This window comes from Bradyrhizobium sp. WSM2793, assembly GCF_000379585.1.
In the GTDB taxonomy this organism is placed as follows: Bacteria; Pseudomonadota; Alphaproteobacteria; order Rhizobiales; family Xanthobacteraceae; genus Bradyrhizobium.
This window is the reverse complement of record NZ_KB902790.1, coordinates 17950-40954: the sequence shown is the minus strand read 5'-3', so window position 1 is coordinate 40954 and position 23005 is coordinate 17950. Positions and strand designations below refer to the sequence as shown.

Annotated in this window: 11 protein-coding genes; all 11 read right to left on the bottom strand. The window is 64.1% G+C overall.

The genetic code is table 11. The annotated features are described in order from the left end of the window. Positions 1–2 precede the first annotated feature (2 nt). Positions 3–1841: a putative porin gene (locus tag A3AS_RS0123015; protein WP_018319917.1), complete on the bottom strand. Its 1839-nt coding sequence runs from the start codon at positions 1839–1841 to the stop codon at positions 3–5. A gap of 53 nt (positions 1842–1894) precedes the next feature. Further along, positions 1895–2605, bottom strand: coding sequence for a TonB C-terminal domain-containing protein (locus tag A3AS_RS0123010; RefSeq protein ID WP_018319916.1), 711 nt, complete (start codon positions 2603–2605; stop codon positions 1895–1897). Beyond that, entirely contained in the window at positions 2602–3087 is a 486-nt protein-coding gene (locus A3AS_RS0123005) for a hypothetical protein (protein WP_157644356.1), read from the bottom strand. The genes A3AS_RS0123010 and A3AS_RS0123005 overlap by 4 nt, the downstream gene beginning before the upstream one ends. 59 nt (positions 3088–3146) lie before the next feature. Then, positions 3147–3551, bottom strand: a complete 405-nt coding sequence (locus tag A3AS_RS0123000) for a biopolymer transporter ExbD (RefSeq protein ID WP_018319914.1) — start codon at positions 3549–3551, stop codon at positions 3147–3149. A gap of 5 nt (positions 3552–3556) precedes the next feature. Beyond that, a complete protein-coding gene (locus A3AS_RS0122995; RefSeq protein WP_026202275.1) occupies positions 3557–5545 on the bottom strand; it encodes a DUF2341 domain-containing protein in 1989 nt (662 codons plus the stop codon). Further along, positions 5545–7212: a ShlB/FhaC/HecB family hemolysin secretion/activation protein gene (locus A3AS_RS0122990; RefSeq protein WP_020508725.1), complete on the bottom strand. Its 1668-nt coding sequence runs from the start codon at positions 7210–7212 to the stop codon at positions 5545–5547. The genes A3AS_RS0122995 and A3AS_RS0122990 overlap by 1 nt, the downstream gene beginning before the upstream one ends. Before the next feature lie 319 nt (positions 7213–7531). Further along, entirely contained in the window at positions 7532–8521 is a 990-nt protein-coding gene (locus tag A3AS_RS0122985) for a FecR domain-containing protein (protein ID WP_049814958.1), read from the bottom strand. Positions 8522–8941: 420 nt separating this feature from the next. After that, positions 8942–9484, bottom strand: a complete 543-nt coding sequence (locus tag A3AS_RS45440; RefSeq protein WP_084674892.1) for an RNA polymerase sigma factor — start codon at positions 9482–9484, stop codon at positions 8942–8944. Positions 9485–9674: 190 nt separating this feature from the next. Continuing rightward, on the bottom strand, positions 9675–10400 hold the full coding sequence (locus A3AS_RS48800; RefSeq protein ID WP_018319908.1) for an energy transducer TonB: 726 nt from the start codon (positions 10398–10400) through the stop codon (positions 9675–9677). Further along, positions 10397–11200, bottom strand: coding sequence for an STN domain-containing protein (locus A3AS_RS0122970; RefSeq protein ID WP_018319907.1), 804 nt, complete (start codon positions 11198–11200; stop codon positions 10397–10399). The genes A3AS_RS48800 and A3AS_RS0122970 overlap by 4 nt, the downstream gene beginning before the upstream one ends. Before the next feature lie 161 nt (positions 11201–11361). After that, a complete protein-coding gene (locus A3AS_RS0122965; protein ID WP_018319906.1) occupies positions 11362–22923 on the bottom strand; it encodes a filamentous haemagglutinin family protein in 11562 nt (3853 codons plus the stop codon). Positions 22924–23005: the final 82 nt, after the last annotated feature.

The window sequence follows — 23005 nt, the reverse complement described above, 5'->3', positions numbered from 1 at the left end:
GATCAGAACCTCGCGTTCAGATCGACTTGCAGGACATCGACGGCGTAAGGCACGCCCGCGATGTTGTTCGCGCTCAGCCAGCGGACGCTGGCCCACACGTCATCGCTGAGTCCGACATTGCCACCGACGAAGTAGCCCTTGAGATTGGTGCCGCCGAGCCCGAAATCGGAATCGACGAACGCGTCGATGGTCGCGTCGGATTGCAGATATTTGTAACCCGCATGCACGTTCCAATCCCAGAGATGCTTGATCTGCCTATGGCCGACGGTGACGCGGCCGAGCCATCCCTGATTTCCGCCGTTGAAGGCACCTGGCACACCGGCCGCGACATCGGGCCCGCGGTTGTTGACGGCATATCGATTCATCAGATTGCGGTCGAACGCGCTGTTCCAGACGTACTCGCCGTCGAGCACGATATGCACCGGGTGGAAATGGCCGAGATCGAACTGCACGCTGCCGACGACAGGCCGATACTGCCCGACCAGACCAAAATATTGAAAGAGCGGCGGCACGGCCACCGCCGGGTCGGAGACGATATTGCGCAGCGTCGTATAGGTGTTGCCCTTCTGGGCGAACGAGGGCCGGGTCACATCGCTGTCGCACAGATCCGACGATGACTGCACCAGACAGGGGCTGGAGAAGTGTCCCTGGACATTGGAGAAATCGTAATAGGCGGCGGCGACGCGCATCGACGTTTCGGAGCTGAGGCGCGCCGCCACGCCCGCCTGGCCGCCGAACAGCCATTTGTCATGGCTGGCGAACTTCGTGACCCCGCCGGTGTTCGCATCGAAATTGGTACCGAGGTTGAAGTCGGTATTGTAGATCGGGAACGCACCGGCTACCGCGAACGGCGTGACGTCCTTGGCGATCTCATACTTTCCTTGCACGGCGAGGCCGTCGAAGCCGAGATCCTTGTGCCAGACGAGATCGGTCGGCGACCAGAACGGATTGTCGAAGCGGCCGACGGACACCGACAGGTTTCCATCCCAGGATTGATGCTTGAGATAGCCCCGATCGAGCCACAGCGCGTATTTCGAGAAGTTGCCGCCGTTCGCGCCAAGCGACTGATTGGTGGAGACGGGCGAACTGTTCTCTCCCGTCGCGATGCGTATGCCCGCGGTAAACCCATTGAAGATGTCGGCCTCCATGCCCAGGCGGGCGCGAAGCCGGGCCTGGTGCCGGTCCTGCGTGGCGTTGTAGGTCGGCGCGAAGCTGTTGCTATTGAGATCGTACGGGGAGCCCGTGTTGATCGCGTTGAAGTTATAAGCGTGAAGCTGATCGTTGCCCTCCGGAAAGAAGCTGCCTTGATAGCGCGAGCGTATATCGCCCGTGAATCGGATCCGCTGCGCCCACTCCGGATAGGCGCCGGGCGAAGCCCAGTTTTCCTTTTGCGCCTTGGCCATCACTTCCTTCTTGATCTCCTCGCGCAGCTGCCGTTTGACCACCTCCGGCACGTACGTGACGTGCCGGGTGCCGGGCGGCGAGGCAGCCGCAGTTGCTGCGGTTGCGGCCTTTGCCGCTTCATCGGCCTTGGCGGCAACGTCCTTCGTGGCCTGGCGCGACACGTAGGCTTCGTCGTCGGCCTGCTTGATCAGCGCCTGGGCCTGCTCCTCCTTGATCACGCCTTGCTTCACCAGCAAGTTGACCAGGTTGATCGTCGTGTTCGACGACAGCGGCTTTGCGTCGGACACGGTGGGACGCTTGGGTTCGGACTTCTTCGCCGCCATCGGGCTCTGATCCGGTGCGGCCTGGCCAAAAGCGGGCGCCGCGACGGCAAGCGCACACAGCGATATGGCGGTCGACGACGTCAGGCGGCGTACGTCGCGTTTCTTCTTGAACATAAGTCCCCAGTCCTCTGCTAGTCACTCGACTCGAACGAATTGGTTGCGGCGGATCAGCTTGGCCGGCGCGCCGTGACGCGCGTCACCATCGGCATCGGCATGTCCCTGGGTGGCGGCTCCCGCAACACGAGACTGCCAAGCACGTCGTTGCGGATAGCGGCGTCGAGCTCGGCGTCGCCGGTCGACGAGACGAGCTGAATGCGACTGACGCGGCCGGTCGCATCGGCCCACAGCCGGATTTGCACCTGCATCGTCGCATTGCGCGTCTTGCCGTTGGCGCGCAGCGCCGCCTCGATCTGCGACTGCACGATGGAGGCATACCAGCCCCAACGACTGCCGCCGCCTCCTCCGCCGCCATAGGGGCTGCCGCCCACCTTGCTGCCGAGATTGAACAGGTCGCCGGGCCCGACGGCCTTGGCATCGAGCGCCAGCGGCCCCGGCGGCTCTTCGTTCTTGGCGTCCTTGATCGGCTCGTCCTTCGGCTTCTCGACCGGCTTGTCTTCCTTGAATTCGGGCTCCGCCATCTTCGGCTGCTCGACCATCTTCTGCTCGGGCGGCGGTGGAGGTGGCGGCGGAGGCGGCGGCGGCGTGATCGTGACGACGGTCAGCTCGCGCACCTGGCGCGGCGGCGGCATATCGTCGTGGCCGACGAGCAGGAATATCATGACGCCAATGACGGCCAGGGCAGCACCGTAACGCAGCCATGATTTCGCTCGCGGCAAGGTTGGCGGCCGCGGACCGCCCTGCTCATTCGCTGTCGTCATGACACCGCCTCGAGCGCTACCGGTTCGGAATTCCTGCCGGTGACGTACTGCACGACGAAATTCACGACCGTATCGAAGTCGGTCGTATCCAGCGTGATCGTGGCATCGGGAGCCGCCTCGATGACGACGTGATAGGTGGACTGATCGGCCAGGAAGTCGACATAGGCAACGCGATCGATCGACAGGCGCGAGCCTGGGCAGCGCGACATCGTCAGCAGCAACGGATCGCGTTCGGGGGCGCGGCTCGCGACTTGCTTGCGCAGCAGGTCCGCAAGCTTGACCAGCAGGGCTTCACCGCGGATCGGGAAATGAAGCACCGTGCCGATATCGGGCGCGCTTCGTCCGACGCCGGCTTGCTCGACCTCCCGCATTCCAGCAGTCGGTGCCCGCGGCTCGAGCGAATGCGCGCTTACGAGGGTCGATGGCACCTCGACGGCGGCCCGGTCCGCACCGGACGATATCCCGCGAAGCCATGCCCACAAGGCCCTGGCTCCCCTTCGCGGATCGGCGCGCATAACCATGGAGGTGCCCATTCGTTCCGTCACTTCACAAGCGGCTTGGTCGCGAGCCCGACCTGCGTCAGGCCGACACGGCCAAGCAGGTCGAGCACGTCCATCACGCTCTGATATTGGGCTTGCGCATCGCCGCGCAGCACCACGGGGAATTCCGGCGTCAAAGCCTTCTGCTGCACCAGGCGCTGCTCGAGCTCCGGCAGCGTCACCGGGATCGTATCGAGAAAGATCTTGCCGTCGTTGGCGACCGTGATCGCCTTGGTGGTCTGGGTAGCGAGGCTCGGCGCAGCTGACGCTTTCGGCAGATTGACCTTCTGGCCCTGCACAGTCGCCGTCGTCATGATGATGAAAATCACCAGCAGCACGTAGGCGAGATCCAGCATCGGCGTGATGTTGATGTCGTCATACGGCTTGGAGTCGTTCTGGACCTGCATCGTCGTTACTCCGCGGCGATGCTGCGTTCGATCTGGTCGGCGGAGTAGAACTCCGCCATTTTCGTCACGAACTCGTCGACGAAGACCTGGATGTCGGTGGTCAGATCCTTGATGCGGGAGATCAGGTAGTTGTAGCCGAACAGCGCCGGGATCGCGACGCCCAGGCCGGCGACCGTCGCGACCAACGCGGCGGCGATGCCCGGGGCGATCGCATTGACGTTGACGTCTCCGCTGGCTGCGATGGCGGCGAAGGTGATCATGACGCCCACCACGGTGCCGAGCAGGCCGAGGAACGGTCCGCCCGAGATCGCGATGGTCAGCACCACCATGAGCCGGTTAAGCCGTTGCGTCTCCTTCACCGAGCCGCCGTCCAGCGCGGCGCGGATGGCGGCAATCGACGCGGCCGAGAGCACCGGCATACGCTCGCCCTTCCCGGCGAAGCGATGGCGGATCTCCGAGGCCCCGATATGGTAGATGCGATAGAGCGACGACGCCTGCATCATCTTTGCATCGACTTCGTCGATACGGCCACCCAGGGTCCAGATCTCGTCGGCGTCGCCGCGATCGAGCATGGTGAGATCAGCCGCGAGCTCGCGGAAGCTCTTCATGAAGCGCGCGTTGGCCTTGGCTTGCTTGTTCAGGTAGGAAGCCCTGTCGTACATCACGACCCAGCTGACGACCGCGAGGATCAACAGGATGCCGATCACGATCCAGCCGTCGAGCGTCACCGATTTCAGGATCACTGCGAAGTAACCCGACAGCCAGCTCGCGGTCTCCTCGTCGACGCTGAAAGTCACGAGCTTGGCCTGGTTCGGTCCCTGCCCGGTGGCGACGAACTTGATGAAACCCGGCGACCGCGCAACCTTTGCGAACTGCAGTTCGTCGATGTCGCCGACGAAGCCGGCCATGGCCGCGGCGGCAACAGTTGCGGCCTCCGGTGCCGGGGCTGACGCATCCGGAGCTGCCGCACCGTCCGCTGCAGACGATGGCTGTGCCGCCGCGGCACTGGCCACGGGTGACGCAGGCGCTGCATCGCCCCCGACCGTGGCATTCGTGCTAAGCGCCGGCAGCGTTGCCGCGAGCGACGCATAGGGTGAACCATCAAGATAGAGCACGACCTGGCCGCCGTTCGCGACGACGGCGACATGATGCCAGCCATTCGGCGCCAGCGGCGCAGCGGCGCCGCTGCGTTGCGCGGACCCCGCGTTCGTGACCTCCACGAACGGCACGCCATTATCCAGCCCGATAACGAGACCGTTGGCGCCGTCGCGGCGGCTATACAGGGCTGCGTTGGGCTGCATCGCTCCTGGCTTGATCCAGGCAGACCATGTGAATGCAGCGTTGTCGCTCAAGGCGAGCGACGATGCAGCCGGCAGAGTCAGCACGCCGCGACCGTCGAGGCGCAAGCCGGTGCCGATCAGCGAGCCGTCTGCGGGCTGGCCGACGCTTTGCGCATTGTTGGCCCAGACCGACGCGTCCAGCGCCGGCGTGCCCCGTTCGTTGAAGTGATAGACCAGTAGCGTATCCGGATCGTAAGTCCCCTTCGGATCGCTGGTCGCGACCGCCTTCTTGTTGCCCGAATAGAGCCAGATGTCGGTCTTGGCGCCGGGCTGAAGGTTGGGCACGGCCACCCAGAGCAGCGCCTCGCCGAGCAGCGAGTCGTACTTCTCGATGTGGTGCTTCAGCGGTGTCTTGTCGTCGCCGGCCACGAAGCGCAGGTCGCTGCCGTCATCCTTGGCGGATGCAAAGCGGAAATTTCCGACATGCAGCCGAACCAGGACCGGCGCAGTACCGATCGGATCGGTAATGCCGGCACCCGATGCGCTGGCGTCGATCGTGATCTTCTTGCGGAGCTGCCACTCGTCGTTCCACCACGCCCTGGCAGGCGACGGACACAACATTGCGGCCGCAACCAACGCCGGCACCAGTCCTGTCAGAGCTCGCCGAAGCGCCGATCGGCACACGCCAGCCATATGATCCCATCCCGCAGTCATCAGAATTCACCCCAGATTCGGAAATTGACGCGCGGACTCCTCGCGCTCGAGTAGGTCTGACTGACCATCGGCACCGAATAAACCAGCGTGCCGTTCAGGTAGTCGAACATCTTGAAACGGCTGCCGACGCCGTAACTCCACAGATTGAATTGCGATTGCTGGTCGGGAAGTGCGTTCAGCATGGTCGCCATGCCGGCGTCCGCAAATGCGAACGCCCGCCATTCGTTGAAGATCGTGAAGCGCGCCTTGCCCTGCCCGGTCTCGTCCTTCATCCGGCTTTGCAGCATCTCGCCCACATTGGGGCTGCGCAGCTCGAGATTGCCGACAACGCCGTTGTCGCCGAGCGTCTCCGACTCGAGATAGCCGCGCACGGTGTCGAGGCCGCCGACGCTGAACTGCTCGCTCGAGACCAGCGGTCCGTCCGCGACCTGTCCCTGCACCTTGCCGTAGAGCTGGAAGCCTTCCGGCAATTCCTGGGTATGCGCGACATCGACGTTGAAATGGGTGAAACTGGGGGAAGCCGCGTAGCGCTTGTTGTCGAACGGCACCACGCCATCGCCCAGCGGCCGCAGATTGTAGGTGACGGCAGCATTGAACTGGGTCGTGAACCCCTCGTCCTGGAATGTCGCGCCATAACTTGCGACAAACGGATAATAGGTGACCGGAGATGAGAAGCCGACACCGCCGAGCTTTACGGTCTGATCGAAATGCTTGTAGTCGACCCCGGCCGAAAGCGTATGGAACAGGTTTTCCCGCGTCGGCAGCGTCATCACCGCGCGACTGCCGATGATCTCTCCGGGCCCGATCACGTTCGTGCCGCCCACGGTCGCGACATCGCTACTCGATTTCACGCCGTAGAACAGGACGCTCAGCCAATCGACGTTCTGCACCCGCGCCAGATAGGAGCCGGAAAACACTTCCGCGTCGCCCGGACGCTCCGGCGCGACCTGATAGCTGAAATTGACGGAGTGGCCGAGCTGCCAGAGATTGTCGTAGTGCACCGTGCTGCTGACGCGCAGCGCCGTCGTATTGGGGGACTTGCGGTTATTCACTTCGACGTTGGCATGTATCGGGACCTTGTCCTCGACATTCAGGTCGACGTCGACCGTGCCCGGCGTCACACCGGCGCGCAGGGCGGGAGTTACGCGTCGATCGGGCCATTGGTTGAGCGCGACGATATCCTTGGTAACTTCGTTGAAGTTCGGGACCGTCCCCTCCTTGAGAGAGCCCGCGCCCTCGGCGATCTTGTCGAGCCGGAAATAGCGCGCGTTCTTGACCCGCAGACGGCCGACCTTCAGCTCCGTCACCTTGAGGGTGATCATCCTGGCCTGCGCATTCTGCTGCGGAACGGAGACGCTGACGGTCTGATAACCCCTGTCGTGATATGCCTTCTCGAGTGCCGTTCGCGCCTTTTCGACGTCGTCGGCACTCTTGTTCGGCCCGAGATATGGATACACCGCCTCTTCGATGTCGATCTGCGGGAGCGTCTCGGCGCCCTGGATCGCGAAATCGTCGATGTCGAACCGCTGCACGGCGGCGGCCGGCTTTTGCGCGGCAGCAGCTTCACTTGCCGGGGGAGCGGACGGGTTGTTAGTCTTCGGCGCTCCGGCTGCGGAGACCTTGGCCGCATGGGCCGGAAGCGCGGCAACGAGGCCGCCGGCCAACATGCCCGCCGTCAGACAAAGCAACGCCGTGCCCGCCGACGCATGCCGGCGGTGCTCGCAATCAATTCCACTTTTCACAGATGCCCCGCCCGACTCCCGAACCAGCTAAACGAGGTCACGGCCGGACACCGTGATCACGTCCCCTCGCTCTAAAGACGATTGGGCCGCGCCCAACCCGCAAAACTTTTTTGCAAGATCGGGAAACGTTAGCGATTATTTTAGGAGCAGAATCTGGCGTGACGTGCCGGCATCGATTCGCGCGCAGTAACGAGAATGGGCGCGGCAACGAGTCTGCGCATATTCGAACCCGGCCGGATGAGGCTCAACCGAGCAGCACAACTCCGCCCGGCAGCGACCGCGCCTGGGCTCCGAACAGCTGCTGAACCTGGGGCACGAAATCCCCGAGCTTGTCGATCTGAAACGTGCCGTTGACCATGCGGCGTTTGAGATCCGCATTGGTGATGATGATCTTGCCGGAACGATAACGATTGACCTCTTCCACGACGTCCGCAAGCGGCCGATCGCGGAAGATCAGGAGCCCTGATTGCCAGGCTGTCACCTGCCCCGTGTCGACCTGCACCGAGGCTTCGATGCCGCCCGGCGCATAGGACACCTGCTGTGCCCTGCCAAGTCGCACCGTTCTCTCGCCTTGCGCAACATCAACGCTGCCGCTCAGGCAGGTCACCGACACGGCGCCATCGAGGCAACGCGCGTTGAAATCCGCTTCCACCGCGGAGATCTGACCATTCGCCGCCAGCAGCACAAAGGGGGTGGCGGCGGACGTCGCCGCTACAGAGGCTTCGCCCGATATCAGTTCAATCCGGGTTTCGTTTGACGCCGAACGCAGCGCGATGCTGGTCTGCGTATTCAGCTCCAGAGACACGTTCGGCGCGACCGCGATTTTGCGCAACTCGCCCTTTCCGGTCCGGTAATCGGCGGAGAGTTCTCCGAGCGACGGCCAAAGGCCAAGCGGCGGACGAACGATTGCGTACCCCACCGCGGCCGCTGCCGCGGCGCCCGCACCTCCCAGAAAGGCGCGCCGTCCAATGGGCCGGGACACCGGTCTTCGTGTCAGCCGTGCGACGTCTCCTGTCCCCGGCCGATCCGCCAACTCCTGCGCAGCGACGCCCGCATGACGAAAGACCCGAGCCGCGTTCCTGAAGGCGGCTTCGTGCGCGCCGCTTTGCTGACGCCACGCTTGCAGCGCCTCGACGTCTGCCCTGGTCGGTTCACCCGTCTTGAGGCGAACGACGAAGTCCAGGGCTTCGTGCAGAAGCGCATCCGGCTCAGTTGTTTCGTTGGTCGCGGTCAAGATCCCTAGCCCATCTATCGCACTCGCCAGACCGGTACCCACACCGGGCCAAAGACGGTCAGAGGCGATATGTTATCGATTCCCCTCAATTTCGAACAGCACCCTCCGGACCGGGACATCGGCCGCAACGCCCCGGCAATCAACTGCAAGACACATCCGCGGTCGGGGAAGCGAGCGGCCGCGACTGCCGGCTTAGCCCACCTTGCAATCGCTGTCACTGCCGTCACCTGCGTCATTCCCCCCCGGAAGTCCTCTGTTTAGCTCGCGGCCTGAGACGCCTGCCGGTGCATCTATTCGATAGACGAATGGCGCCCGGCTATCCCGAAGAAAAACCGTGCAAGGATAGCCTATCGATCAAACCTTCTGCCTGCGCCAGGCGAAAAAAGCCCTCCGATGCGCCGGGTTGCAATATCGACGCGCTCAGGATCGCGGACGCGGGCCGCCGAGACGGCGTCGCAATGTATGTTCGAGGCTGTCGGCACAATGGCCAAGCGCCAGCTTCAGATCGCTCTCGACGGTCCGGATGCTGACATTGAGGCGTGCTGCGACCTGGTGCGCTGGTTGCCCCTCGATCGAAATACTCCGAAGAACCTCGCGGGGCCGTGGCGGCAACTCGGCAAGCGCGCGCTTGAATGCCTCGATTTCCGAACGCGCCTCGACCACTCTGGCCGGATCGGGTTCGTCATCACGTATATCGAGAAGCGCATCTATCTCCGACGCGCTGACACGATAGTTCTGCGCTTTCTGGCGATCCTTCGCGATATTGATGGCGGTACGAAAGATGTAATCGGCAGGACTGCGTACGGGCTCGGCATCCGTGACTCGGTCGAGACGCAGAAACGTTTCGTGCAAGGCTTCGTGGGCGAAATCGGCCGATCCTAACCGGCGCGTAAGCTTCCGGATCAGGCCTTCATAGTTCTCGACCAACTGCCCCCGCAGCCGTATTCGATTGCTATCAGCCACGTTTCACGTGCCCAACATACTCTGGTATTTCCGGCGCAAACATTGCCTACGCAACTACTGCAAAAGGTTCGGAAGGTCGTAGCGTTGCCGGGCTACACATTTATGACACAAGGCGCGAGCGACGACATCGCGTCCGGCCCGCCACTGCACGAATGCCTGTCCATCGCCCAAGCACGGACTTCATGACGGGTCAAAACTCGAGCTCCAGATGAATATTGAGCCGATCCGGCAGCTCGGGCGGAATCGGCGGCAGCGGCTGGGCTCGCCGGATGGTCTCGATCGCCTCCTTGTCGAGCAGCAATTGACCCGAGCTCGTCCGAACCCAGACGCCGAGTAGCGTACCATCCCTGGCCATGGCGAACTGCGTGACGACCGTTCCTTCAAGGTGCATCGCGCGCGCCGCGTTGGGATAGCGCTGATAGCGCGAAACGTGCCGAAGCAGCGACTGCTGAAATTTGATGGCGGCGCTGCTGGCAGGTCCGCTCACGGCCGACGGCGTCGACATGACATTTGAGGGCGGAGCGTCTCCGGGCGTGAAGCTTCTCGCTTTCGGGACCGGAACGGGATCGTCGGATGGCGTCGGATTTGGATCCTTCAATGGCGTATCGGCGCTGCTGGCGACATTTGCCGTTTCCGGTTGAGAATCCGAAGCGACTGCTATCGGAACGGCATCGGGCCGCGGAAGCAGCTGAACCTGCACGATCGCAGCCGACTGTTGTCCCGGAGAGCCGGCTGGCACTTGCATCCTGATCCAGTAAACGCCGCCCACGAAAAGAACGGCCGCCAGGGCGGGAATACCCAGCAGGCGATAGAACTCTCCCGATGGCGAGGCGGCATCCAGGTCGTCGTCTCGATAGGATCCAAAGACCGCCGCTCGTCCCTTCTCGTTTCCGGGGCGGACATCGCTGTCGCTCATTGCAGGGACTTCACCATGATGACGACGCGGACCGGCTGTGGCGTATTCGCTGGCGCCGGCCTGCTGATCGTCAGGCCCCGAAGCGCCGCCGACACCGCAAGATCCCGTTCATGGTCCCCGGTCGAGCGGAATAACTCGGTGCGTTCGATCGTGCGCGCGGGATCGATCCAGATATCCAGCACCGCGCGATAATTGCCATCGCGCGTCCTTGCGTTCTTTCGAAGTGCATTCTGAATGTCCATCTGCACTCTTTGGCTATAATCCTGCAATCTGGCGGCGTCGTCGGCATCGCCGGTCTGACGCACGCGCAATCTTCCCAGGAACAGGTCCGATGTTGCGAGCGGAGCCGCCGGAGGTGCATAGCCGACACCTTCTGCGCTGGGAAGAGCAAGCGTGATGGCGTCGGGACGAATATAGCGCACCTTCAGCTCCGTGCCCGCGAGCAGCAGGTTCAGCGCTTCATCGGCGGCATACGTTCCTTCAACCGCGACCGACGTTCGACCGACCGCGGAGTTGCTTTCATAGAGCACTTGAATGCCGGTGATCTGTCCATAGGCTTGCAGCGCGCCAGCCAGGGACTGTGCCGGAATGCGGAATGCGATCGGCCTTTCCGCACGCGCCACCCGGTCTTCTTCCGCGGCATTGGCGCCGAGGATGACCGTCATCAGCCAGGCGGGCAATAGCACCAGCAAGCGGAACGCGGCGCGGCGACCGCCTCGAGGACCGTCGGCATCCGACGCCGCGACGCCATGCAATGTAACTGCTTTCATCGTGCTGCTCTCGTCGACCAGAAACCGCACTTCGGCTGTTTGGATCGTTGAAGCGCGGGCGATGCCTCCTCTATATCGTTTGCATGACAGTGATCTAACCGGTGCATCCGGCCGGGTGGGGCCCCACCCGGCCGATCGATACGAACCGGCACGACCGGACGTCGGACCCGGATGCCTGCCCGGGCCCTGCCTTAGAGCGACTCCTTGCGCCCCAGCCGCTGCAACAGCACGGCTCGCTCGTCCTCCGTCAGGTTCTTCAACTGCTCGGCCGTGAACTCGCCATTGCCGAGCACGCGGAACATGCCGTTCGGATCGTAGCTCTGCTTGTCGGGCGCCCGCCGCTTCTCATCGTCGCCGGCGTCGGGCTGAGGAGACTGACCGCCGCCGCCACCACCGTACCCGAGAACTTCGACGATGATCACCGACGGCCGATCCGAAGATCCCTGCTTGGTCACGTCCTTCACGGCGTCATTTGCAGCCTTGTCCTTGGTATCGATCGCGATCGGCGCAGTTTTGACCTCCGCCTTCGGCACTCCTTTGCTCTGGCCCGACACCTGGATGTTGTCCACGTTGACGACGAAGCGCGCCGCAATGAGGATGTCGCCGCTGACGCGGATGCCGGCGTCGCCGGCATTCACGGTACCCTGGGGAGCGATCAGGTTGACGTCACCTTCCGTCACCCCGGTGAAGCCGATGATCGTTCCGATGCCGCTTCCGGAGATATCGGCCTTCTCGAGCACGCGCGTGACGGCATCGAGATCGGTCTGGATCTCCGGTGCCGACGGCACGCGTGCGGTCTTGGCGCCGCGGCCGGCGTCGATGTCGCCCTGCGTCGACCAGATGATCTCGTTGCCGCCGGCAAAGGTCAGGATACGCGAGCGGTTCACGGTGACGCTGTCGCGCGCAAAGAGGTCGATGTCGCCCGGTCCCAGTGTGACGAGGCCGAACTCCACCGGCGCCGGCTTGCCGAGCGCAGCAACTTGCAGGCCGCCACCGGGGGTCAAGACCTCGATGCTGCCGCCCGACATGGTGCGGAACTTGGCATTTCCGGTCCTGACGTCGCCCGCCCAGTCGCTGCCCGGGAACAGCGTCTCGATCGCGGCATAACCGCGATTATAACCGCCATTGCGTGGCTTACCGCTCGTGTCGGGTGTGTTCTGGTCATCGCCTGCGGCCCGTAGCTCCTGCATGTAGACCTGCCGAACGAAGCGTTCGCGCACCAGCATCGGCAGGGTCTGGAATTTGGTCCAGGCATCAAGCGGAGACAGCTTCTCGCCGGTCACGTCCTCCACGAAGGAGACGATGCCGGTGCGGGTCCTGTGCGGCCCGGAGGAACGTTGCTCGAATGCGTCGGTCAGATAGAGCGGTACCACCGTGCCGTCCGCCAACGTGGTCTTGAGATAATCGGGCATCTTCCCGATGTTTGCCGGATCGAGATAGACCGCCAGGAACGCATCATAGGATGGTTGCTTGCCCTTGAGGCCCGCCATCACGGTGATCGCCGCGCTCTGCTGAGGCAGGCCGAGGATCTGCGTGAAATCCTTTGGCCGGTTGTTGGAATCATATTCCTGATTGCCTGTGCTGAAGATCGCCAATTCCGGCGCGTATACGTCACGGCCCGCGCTCACCTGCATTGCGCCCGGTCCCTGGACAAAGATCGAGCCTCGCACCGGGCCGCCGATGATGTCGTTGCCGGCCTCGAGTAACGACACGTCGGTCGGATGAACGTTGCGCAGTGAGTAGTTGATGTTGCGGATATCCGTGCCGGCACGGAACCAGGTCTGCTCGTTGGCCATGACGCCGGCCGTGAGGATCGAGCCGCTCTGGGTTATTAGCGTTCCAACGATCGATCCGTTCAAGGCATAGACACGGCTCGGCTCGTAGTCTGCCTCGTTCGGCAGATGGTCGGGATTGCGAAGGTTGTACAGATGCAGCGTGTGGCCGGCGATATTGCTGGCCGGCGCGGAGAAGGGATTGACCAGGACGTTGTGGAGCCCGCTCAGGGTGTCCGGCGAGGAACCGCCGAGGTTGACCGGAGAGGAAACGGTGCCTCCCACAGGCTCGAACGGTGACGGAATCATCTCAAGCGCAGCGCGGGACATGACGATTTCGCCGACGAGGACGTCGTTTGCGGCGAGAAGCCGCAGCTCCGGATTTCTGCTCGGCATCGTGTACAGCGTGCTGTTCAGCACGGAGCCGTTCAGCGCCGTGACGCGCGTTTTCGACGGATAGATATTTGCGGCCAACGAGTTCACATTCGCAAACACCTGCAAGGCCGGCGTCGTTATGTCCTTGGACAGATATGTCGACTGCCCGACCAGGATCACGTCTCCGCCCGTCGATGTCAGGTTGAGCGCGGTGCGCTCGCTTTGACTGCTCATGAACGTCAGTTCGTGGGACATCCCCTTGCCGACCAGAAGTGGATCGAGGACCGTTTGCAGCCGCAGGTCGCCTGCGGTTCGCACGTCCAGGGTTGCGTCACCGAGCGACAGGATCGGGGCGATCGGATAGGTGACGATTTGCGTCCCTACCAGCGCCTTGACATCGCGCCCGACCGCAAATTCGCCAGCGGTAATCGTTCCGGCTCCGCGCCCGATGTAGTAATAGCCGGCGCGAACAGCGCCGCCCGCCTCAACGGTCATCGCGCCGCCGTTGCGCAGTTCCAGGAGCTTTGCCTCCGTCGTGGAGCGCCCGCCCCGCACACGGCCATTGGTCGGCAGCGCGACCGTCAGATTGTTGAGATCGCCATCGGCGCGGACCTCGACATTGCCGCCGCCGAGCGCGCCGACCCCGCGCAGGAAGTTGGCGTAGTCAATCCACCAGGAGCTTTGTTGAGCCGGCATCTGGCCGTAGGCGGAATGAGCCCAGGGACCGAAGACGTAGGCGTTATCCGTCGCTCCCTGCCGGTTTAGCCACTCCGAATAGTGCTGCATCTGCGAGCGGTCTGCCGGCAGGGCCACGTCGATATTGCCGCCGACCGCAACGGCGAGATGGCCGCCGCCCACCCCGTAGGTCGCGTTCGCCGGCGCGGTGGTGAAATCGTTGAACGCGGCAAGATCGCGCCGGCCGGCGGTATAGATCGAGGCGCCGCCCTTGAGCTGCAGATCGCCACGCGCCGCGATGCTGACGTCGCCGGTGCCGGTGCGAACCATGGTGATCGGATTGACGGTGGTCGTGGTCGGCCCGGGCTTGGTCGTCGCATAGAGCGAAGTGATGGTCGCAAGATTGGGGACGATCTTCGTCAGGTAGAAGTCCTTGAAGGTCGAGTACTTCGTGATGACGTTGAGGCGGCTACCGCCGCTGGCGGCCGTGCTGGTCCATCTGAAGTCGGCCTGTGGTTGCGCCGGATTGGTGTTCAGGCCCTTCGCGGCGGCATAGTTGTTCCAGAGGTCGAGCACGTAGCCGTAGGCTGGATCCGTCGGCAGACCGAAAGAAATCTGCGCGCTGGAATTGCTGTTGAGACGGGTGCCAGAGGTGGACTCCAGGCTCGCAGGCCAATCGGCGGGATTCATCGTCGTCGAACCAGGCGCACTGCCCGCGCCAAAGCTGGCAACCGAGTCGACAAGAGCGGTCGCGGCGACGGAATTCAGGCCGCTGACATAGGTGTAACCCGCCTGCTCGCTGAGCGTGATCTTGCCCGTCGCGCCGCTGGCGAGGCGCGTCGGGTCGGCGCTTTCGCCCATCGGCGTGGCGCCCGCGACGAGCCCCAAGCTCCAGGACGGCACCGCCACCCTCGAGCCGTCCGGCTCGGTGATGGAGGGGAACAGGACCGAATAAGCGAGCGCATTCGGCGCACTTGCGCCCGGCGAGTTGGCCTCTGCGCTATAGGGAACACCGACCAGCGTGGGCGGCGCCGTCACGGTTTCGGTCTTCCTCGTGCCGACCGTCGCAAAGGTGATACCGGCATAGACTGAAGGGTTGGTTGTGCTCGCGCTGTCGTAGGGCGAGAGATTGGACGTGGTACTGGTGCGGCCGACGTTGAACACCATGCTCAGGTTCGTCGAGATGGTGCCTTTGGCGGCGACGTATGTCGAATCCAGCGGGTTGGCGAACTGGAAGAAGCCGTCCGTCACGCTGCCCTTCAGATCGATATTGCCCCCGGCGCGCATAGTCAGGACGCCCGGCTCTCCGAGAATGCTGCCGCCGGTGCGATAAGCCATGGTCGTATGGTCACGGAGCAAAGCGCTTTCCTTGCCGGCAACCACATAGGCCTTGCCCAGTACCGGCTCGATCGCCATCACGCCAGCCGCGAGCGCCGAGGCCTGATTGACCACGCCTGCGCCGAGATTCCAGTTACTCTTGAGCACGATGTCGCCGGAAAAATTGAGCTCCATGCCCGCGCGCGCGTGGAAGTTCGACTGGCTCGTCAGTGAGCCAAGATCCGCATAGCCGGCACTGACGTCGAAGTCGCGCACGAATTCGACCAGCGTGCCGGCGCCGTAATCTGCCAGCACATTGAACTTGCCCGCCGCGGCCTTCGTGAGATCGAGTTCGGCCTGGCCGCCGCTATTGACGGTGACGCCGACGAAGCGCGGATCGGATGCAAGCGTCGCAAGGTCGAAGCGTTTGTAGCCCTCCAGCACGATCTCGCGCGCGCCGTTGATCGTGCCGGCAAAGCTGACATTCACCTTGTCGGCCCCTGGCTGCTCGATGACAGGCGCACGCAGGGTGACCTTGCCGCCTTCGCCGCCCGCCACGTCGATCACGCCGCCCAATACCCGCAGCACGCCGTTCGAGATTCCGAGTGTGACCCGGCCGGAGCCGAGCCCGTCCACCGTGTCGGTCGCACCTGCCCGCAGCAGCGCCGCATTCGTCACGGTGAGACCCTGGCCGCCATAGATCGAGATCGAGCCGCCATAGGTCGCACGCGCGTCGATCGAGCCTGCGACGGTCACCGTTCCCTGATCGGCAGCCAGCGCGAATTCCTCGGCCGTGGTCGCACCGTCGAGCGTGACGTCGCCGGAACGAATCCGGAAGCTGCGCGATTTGGTGAAGCCGGCACCATTCAGGCGCTGGTTGAGCCCGCCGAAATCCGACAACGCGGCGATGTCGAGCGAGAAGGAGCCGCCGCGTTTGCCCGAGGCGGCCCTGGCATTGATCGTGCCTTCCAGCGTGACCTGGCTGCTGTCCTGTTCGATCGCGAGCGTGCCCGCACCGCCACCGATGGGACGTCCTTCGGAGTCGCGGGCCGAGCCGAGGTCGAGGGTCGCGCCGGACGCGAGCAGCACCGAGCCGCCGCGGGCCCCCAGCGAGATGGTTCCGGCATCGGCATATTCGGACACGTCGAAGAACTTCTTCTCGAAGCCCCCGACGTCGATCCGCGAACCCGCCGCGAGATTGACGTTGCCATTGGTGGCGTTCAGCTTGACCGTTCCGCCAAGCGCGTCAATGCGTCCGGCGAAATCGACGGCGCGGCCGGTGAGCGTCCAGCGGGAGCCGAGGCTGTCCTGGTCGCGCGCAGGGCTAGCCGTCCCGTAAGCGGCAACCGTGAGGATTCCGGTCGTGGTGACCGACTGCTGGCTGCCGCCCCGGCCGGTCATGACCGGCGCTGACAGAGTCACCGCCGCGCCGGCGACATCGAGCGAGCCCTTGCCTTCGCCGGTAATGCGTGTCGTTCCCGTCAGCACGATGGTGTCGAAACCACGCAGTGCCTTGGCGCCCTCACCCAGGGTCAGCTCGGTTGCCGTGAGCTTCAAACTGCCATGACCGGCGCCAACCGGCTCGCTGAACGTGCTCGCCGTATTTTCCAGCACAACCCGATTGCCGTTCACCGCGATCTCGCTGTTGCCACGGCCCACCAGCCCTGCGGCATCGAGCGTCACGGCCTTGAGGCCCGACAGGTCCACTGCGCTGTGGAAATCGATGGTTGAATAGCTGCGCAAGGTCAGGTGCTGGGTGTTGTTGAGCGCGGCCAGTGCCGCGGCATCGAGCACCAGCCCGCTGCCGCCGCCGAAGCCAATCCGGCCCGAAGCCAGGGACAGCGCTGCGCCCGTCAGGCTCGCCTGGGTGACGAGCGCGTTCCCCGTCGCGTCGATCAGAAGACTCTTGCCGCCGTCGAAGGTGGCACCGGCACCGATCGTCACCCGGCCGCCAACAGTCGTATCGACGTTCTTGCGGCGGACCCGCACCGCGTCGCCGTTGGACAGGCGGATCAAAGCACCCCAGTCGCGATCGGACGCCTGCGGGGCCATCACGAGATCGCCGGCGCCGGTCGGCGCCTCGCCGCGCGCGACGATGACGCTGCCTGCGGAGACATCGATCGTGTCGCTTGCGGCCAGGATGATCTCCGGTCCCGTCAACGCCGAATTTGCACTGTTGCGCACGACGATGTCGTGAGCCTGCACATCAACACGCAGACCGCCGACGTCGCCGCTGCGGAAACCACCGACCAGCAGGCTGCCGGCGCCGAAGCCGGACAGAGCAGCGGCATCGATGACCAGATAACCATCGGCCCGCAAAGTGCCGGCGCTCTGGTCGGCACCCAGGATTGCGATCTTGTTGGCGGCGATATCGACCAGGCCGCCGCGGGCACCCGCTGCGGCCTGAGAATGCAACTCGCCCTTCAAGATCAGGTCCTGCGTCGCCTTGAACACAACCGAGCCGCCGTCGACCGGCAGACGCGGCGTGACGATCTGCTGACCCGTGAGCCGATACTGCGTCAGCTTGAACGCATCGGAGGCGAAGAAGGTGTTGGCGAAGGCTTCATTGTACTCGCTGTATTGCCTTAGCACAGAGCCCGACATCACGCGCCACGCGGACGACTGCTGGTCGCGGCTGCCGTCGAGCGCATTGGCGCGATAGCCGGACACGACCGCCGTGCCGTCGGCCATTACCGCGGACGTCGTCGCCCGGCCTGTCGAACCGGCGACTGCCTGGATCGCATAAGCGCCCGGAAGCATCGCGTAGGAGGCGGGCAGCAGCGTGTACCAGCCTGCCGGCAATCCGCTGCCGGCGTCGAGCCAGATGCGATCTCCGCTGCGGATCGACGCCGAGCTGGGCGCTGTCGCACCCGCGAAAGCCGGCATGACCGCGAACAGGCCCTGAAGCGCCAGCATGTCGTGTGAGCCGCCCGGTCCCGGCACGTGCTCCCATGCCATCAAGTCGCCGCCACCCTTGATGTTCACCACCGATCCGGGGGCGAGCTCGACCGTCGGCGCCTCGAGCGTCACGCGCTTTTCCGGCAGGCTGGCAATGGTTGTCGGCAACGGCCCGGTCGTCACCGTCCAGTTTTCGTTGTTGCTGAGAGCACCGTAAGGCAGCACGAGGCCGTCGCCGGTCACCGAGGTGACGCTGCCGGCGCCGAGGGTGAGGCGCTGGCTGGCCTTGAGCGTGATCTGGCCGAACGGCGCGCGCAGGGTGCCGTTCTGCTCGATCGTCGGCGCTTCGAGCGTCAGTGTCCCGCCGGCCGACAGCGCCAGACCGGGAGTTCCGTTCTGCTGCACGATGAGTTTGTCGCTGGCCCTGATCGTCGCGTTGATCTGCGAGGTGGGATAGATCTGACCGGCCTTTACGATCAGCGTGCCGTCGACGTCCAGGAACGCGGACTGGCTGACATTACTGTGCGTCAGCCGGATGTCACTCGCCTCGAGCACCGTTCGTTCGAAGCCGCGGATGTTTGCCTGCACGATGTCGATCACGGACCCGGCCAGCGTCAGCGTGCCTGCGCGCACCGGATTGCTCGGCGCCAGGCTGAACAACGAGATGTAAGGCGCAAAGAACCGCGAGCTGGCGCCGTTGCCGTTGATCAGGGATCCCGTGATCGAAATCGAGCCGCTGAAGGCGAGGTCGACACCATCCAGCCGTGTCGTCGACGGGAGAACGAGATCGGCGAAGCCAGCCCCCTGCAGGCTCGAGCTGCGCACGACCAGACCGGACTGGGAAGCCGCCGTTTCGGACAGGATTACGGTCGACAGCGCAGACGCCAACGTCACCTTGCCGCCACGTGCGCCACTGCCCCCGCTCTGGCCGCGCCAGGCTCCCTGCACCAAGCCCTGCTGGGCTTTGACACTGATCGAACCGCCATTGCTGGCGAGGGTGACTGGCGCGAACTGGTGGTCATTCGACTCGATGTCGAATTCGCCACTGACACCCGCGACGTCGACCAGCGAGCCGGCTTCGAGTGCGACCGTGGCCGCCTCAAACGCAACCGAGCCGCCATTGCGTACGACGCCGCTGCGGCGTCCCTTGACGTCGATTTCGCCGACTGCCGTACCGCGCGCGACGATCGCGCCAGTATTTGCCACAACGATCGATCCCGTGCTTGCAGCAAGATTGATCGTGCCAGCCAGGGCCTCCACCCTGCCGGCAACAGACAGTGTACCGGTCGAAGAACCGAGCAGGGACAGCGCGATCGTGCCGCCGGTGTCCGTCCGCACCGTCGCTCCCGCGCCGACCGTCACGGACCTGCCGCTGAGCGAGAGCGACGTCGGCTTGAGCGCCAGGCGCTGCGACGGCGACAACACGGCGAGCGGGCCCATCTCGCCGATCGACGTGCCCGTGCTGAAGCCCGAGACGTCGATGCCCCTGAGATCAACGTTGTATGGGAGCTGCGTGACGCTTGCTCCTTCGGCGATCGTGATATCGCCGCCCGTGGAGATCTGGAGCGAACGGAAACCACGCTCCGAGAACAGGGTTTCCGACAGGCGAACGGTGTTGGGGGACGTCGGCGTACCGCCTCCGATCTGCAGCGACTCCGTAGTCAGATTCATGGCCAGACTGCCGCCGGAGCCAGCCGCATAGGCCCGTATATCGGCGTTCGCCAATTCCGCCACTTCGGTCGTGTTCAGCGTAATCTTGCCGGCATCGCCGAATTTCACTTGCGGCTTGCCGCCGCGCAGCCTGTACCAGCCACCGCCGGATACGTCGAGCACGACGCCCGGCTGATAGTGGGCCTGGTCGAGCGTGATGCTGCCGCCATTGACGACCGGCGGCAGAGCGGAGGCAGCGCCGCCTTTCACCTGGTTGACCCATTGGCCGCTGACGTCGATGGCCGCACCGGCTCCGAATGATACGTTCTCCGCGCCCAAGAGGGTGACATTGCCGCCGGGTGCGTGAATCACCCCGTCGATCTTGAAATCCTGGCTATATGCCACGGTGGAATTGGCCTTGATCGAAAACGTGCTGCCCGGCGTCAGTTCGAGCGTCGTGCCCTTCTCGATCGTGACGTTATTGGAGACGTAGAGCTCGATCTTCCCCAGTCCGGCATCTGCAAGCGCATCCGAGTCGAGATAGGTCGTTCGCAACCGGAACGAGTCCTGGTTGCCGGGAGCGCCCGAATACCAGGTGGACGGAAGCTGCGACGTGGCCGTGAAATTCGTCGGCAGCTGTGTGGGATCCTTGGAGATCACGAGCTTTCCGAGCAGCCAGAGCCGATCTTCGTCGCCGTCGCCGCCGAACGTCAGCGAGCCAGCCTTGGCGGTCTTGCCGCTTACGGCTTGACGCTCGCCGACGATCACGCCGCCCCAGTAGCCGCCCTCCAGCGCAACACCTTCGGTGGCATAGAACTGGATGGCGCCGGCGTCGCGTCCCTCGGTGAAGCCACGTTCGAAGTGGCTCGTCGACCAGGGCGTGCTCCAGGACTCCGATTTACCCCAATTGTTGTGCGTGCGATTGAACCCGCCGGCGAAACCGACGTAGATCCTGTCCGGCGTCGCCGAGGCGATGTCGTAGATTTTTCCATCGGCGCCGAGCAACTTCGTCGAGTTGACCATTCCGTCCTGATAGCGGAACGACCCGCCCGAGACATCGAGCAACGAGCCCTGACGGGTGATGATCGAGCCGGCCGATTTGAGGGTGATGTTGCCGCCAATGGTCGACAGCTCGGCGAGATTTGTCTTGCTGTTGCCGATCCAGGCCGAGACGTCGCCCAGCGGCGTCCCGATCCATTCGCCCGCGGCCCCTCCCCAGTTCACGCCGGCCATAGCGCCATCGGCGAAGACGCCGCTGGCGCTGCGATCGACCGTGATCTTCTGGCCCCGCAGCCACGAATTCCGCAGCAGCGGTGAATCACGCAGCTCGTTGATGCGCAATTCGGCCTGCACAAATCTCCGCGACATCGGGATCAGGACGTCCTGCACGCCGGCGGCGCTGACATAGGCATCCTCGCCGATATAGATCCGGCTACCGTCGCGGACCGGCGTCTCGCCGTTGATGGGCTCCTCGGTGGGCGCGGGCACGGTGCTGGCCACGATGCTGATGGTGCCGGCGGGAACCAGAATGTTCGCCTGCGCCCCGATATCGATCAGGTTAGCGCGTAATTCGACGCGCCCCGGCTTGTAGCGCGTGGCCTTCGCCGTCTCCTCGATCTCACTCGTGTCGGTGGCATCAGGCAGAACGGCGGTGACGCTGCCCGGCGAAAGATGCAGGTCACCCGTCTTCCAATACACGAGCTGGGCGTCGAGGCTGCCGCTCGAGGCCATCATGCCGTTGCTGTAGGCATCCAGCCGGATCGATCCTTCGCGGTTGTTGAGCGCGGTTGCCGCCAGCATCACGCCGCCCTGGAAGATCTCGCGCCCCATCACGGTGATGTTGCCGCGATCGGATTGCACGACGCCGGTGTTCACGACCTTGTAGCCGACCGATGCCGCGCGCGCGTACATCTCGGGCAGCAGGATGTCGCGAACGCTTTCGCCCCAGGGTTTCTCCGTGAAGAGATCCCAGCCGGCGATCGCACCCATCAAATGGTTGTAGTTGAACAGCCAGGGCATCGGGGCCGTCACGGCGACGTCCACGCCGCGTACGTCGCTCGGATTGGTTCTCAGATAGACCTGTTCGCCGGCAGCCATGATGATCTGGCCGTCGGGGACGCTGATTTGGCCGGCATTGGAAACGATCGGCGCGAACAGCATTGCCTTGCCGCCGGTCTTCGCGCTGATTTGAGCTCCAGCCTGGATGGTGACGTCACCCGGCACGCCATCCGGCGTGAAGCGCGCAGGCTGGCTCGGATCGGTGGCCGGCTTTTGCGAATTGGCCAGCCGCGGATTGTATTCGCCGAAGGTCGGCAGGTGAATGTCGTTGGTGAGCACTATGGAGGTGTTGATCCCAGCCAGGAACTGCGCGTTCGACAAGGCGAGAGATGTGGCCACGAGGGTGCCGACATCCACCTGGCTGGAGCCACCGAAGATGATCCCGTTCCTGTTGATGATATAAACCTGCCCCTCGCTCCTGATGGTGCCGAGAATCTGGCTGGGAACGAGGCTCGGGTCGAGGACACGGTTGAGCGCGATCCAGTTGGCGGCGCCACCGCCTCCGGCGGACTGGTTGAAGTATAAGTCGGTCTCGCGTCCGACATTGAACTTGTTCCAGGTCAGGATCGCCTTCTGCTGGTTCTGCACGACCTCAACCTGGACCCGCCCATTCGAGCCTGTCGATTGGGTCGGCTGAGCGGCGCCGGTCCAGGCCGGTTGGCCGTCGATCACCGCGGTGGGATTGCTGGTCGAATTGAGACCTCCGGGAGCCAAACCATTCGGCACATTCGGAAGCAGATTTCCGGGATGATTTTTGTTCAGGCCGAGATTATTCGGACCGATCAATGCGCCGGCTCTCGCCGCCGCCTGCACGTCGCGCATCGCACGGAGCGACGCGTTGATCCGGCTCATCGCCTGCGCTGATGCGATCGATGCCGCCTGCCCCGCCGTGTTGGTCGTCACGGCGACGTTTGCCACCGGGCTCGCGCTGCCGCTGCCGAGGTTGCGCGCATCGGCCGCAGCCGACCCCACCAGCAATGCAGCCACACTGGCACCGCTGAGAAACATCGCGTGTCTGACGGACCGGGACGAGCGAAAACGGACGGTGCGGTGGGACAAGACGGCATTCCTTCTGGCAGCACGGCTAAAC

Coding starts and splice junctions, on each gene's coding strand:
- A3AS_RS0122995 (WP_026202275.1), bottom strand. CDS start 5,545: ATGACTGCGGGATGGGATCATATGGCTGGCGTGTGCCGATCGGCGCTT.
- A3AS_RS0122965 (WP_018319906.1), bottom strand. CDS start 22,923: ATGTTTCTCAGCGGTGCCAGTGTGGCTGCATTGCTGGTGGGGTCGGCT.
- A3AS_RS0122990 (WP_020508725.1), bottom strand. CDS start 7,212: ATGTTGGCCGGCGGCCTCGTTGCCGCGCTTCCGGCCCATGCGGCCAAG.
- A3AS_RS48800 (WP_018319908.1), bottom strand. CDS start 10,400: ATGAGCGACAGCGATGTCCGCCCCGGAAACGAGAAGGGACGAGCGGCG.
- A3AS_RS0123000 (WP_018319914.1), bottom strand. CDS start 3,551: ATGCAGGTCCAGAACGACTCCAAGCCGTATGACGACATCAACATCACG.
- A3AS_RS0123010 (WP_018319916.1), bottom strand. CDS start 2,605: ATGACGACAGCGAATGAGCAGGGCGGTCCGCGGCCGCCAACCTTGCCG.
- A3AS_RS0123015 (WP_018319917.1), bottom strand. CDS start 1,841: ATGTTCAAGAAGAAACGCGACGTACGCCGCCTGACGTCGTCGACCGCC.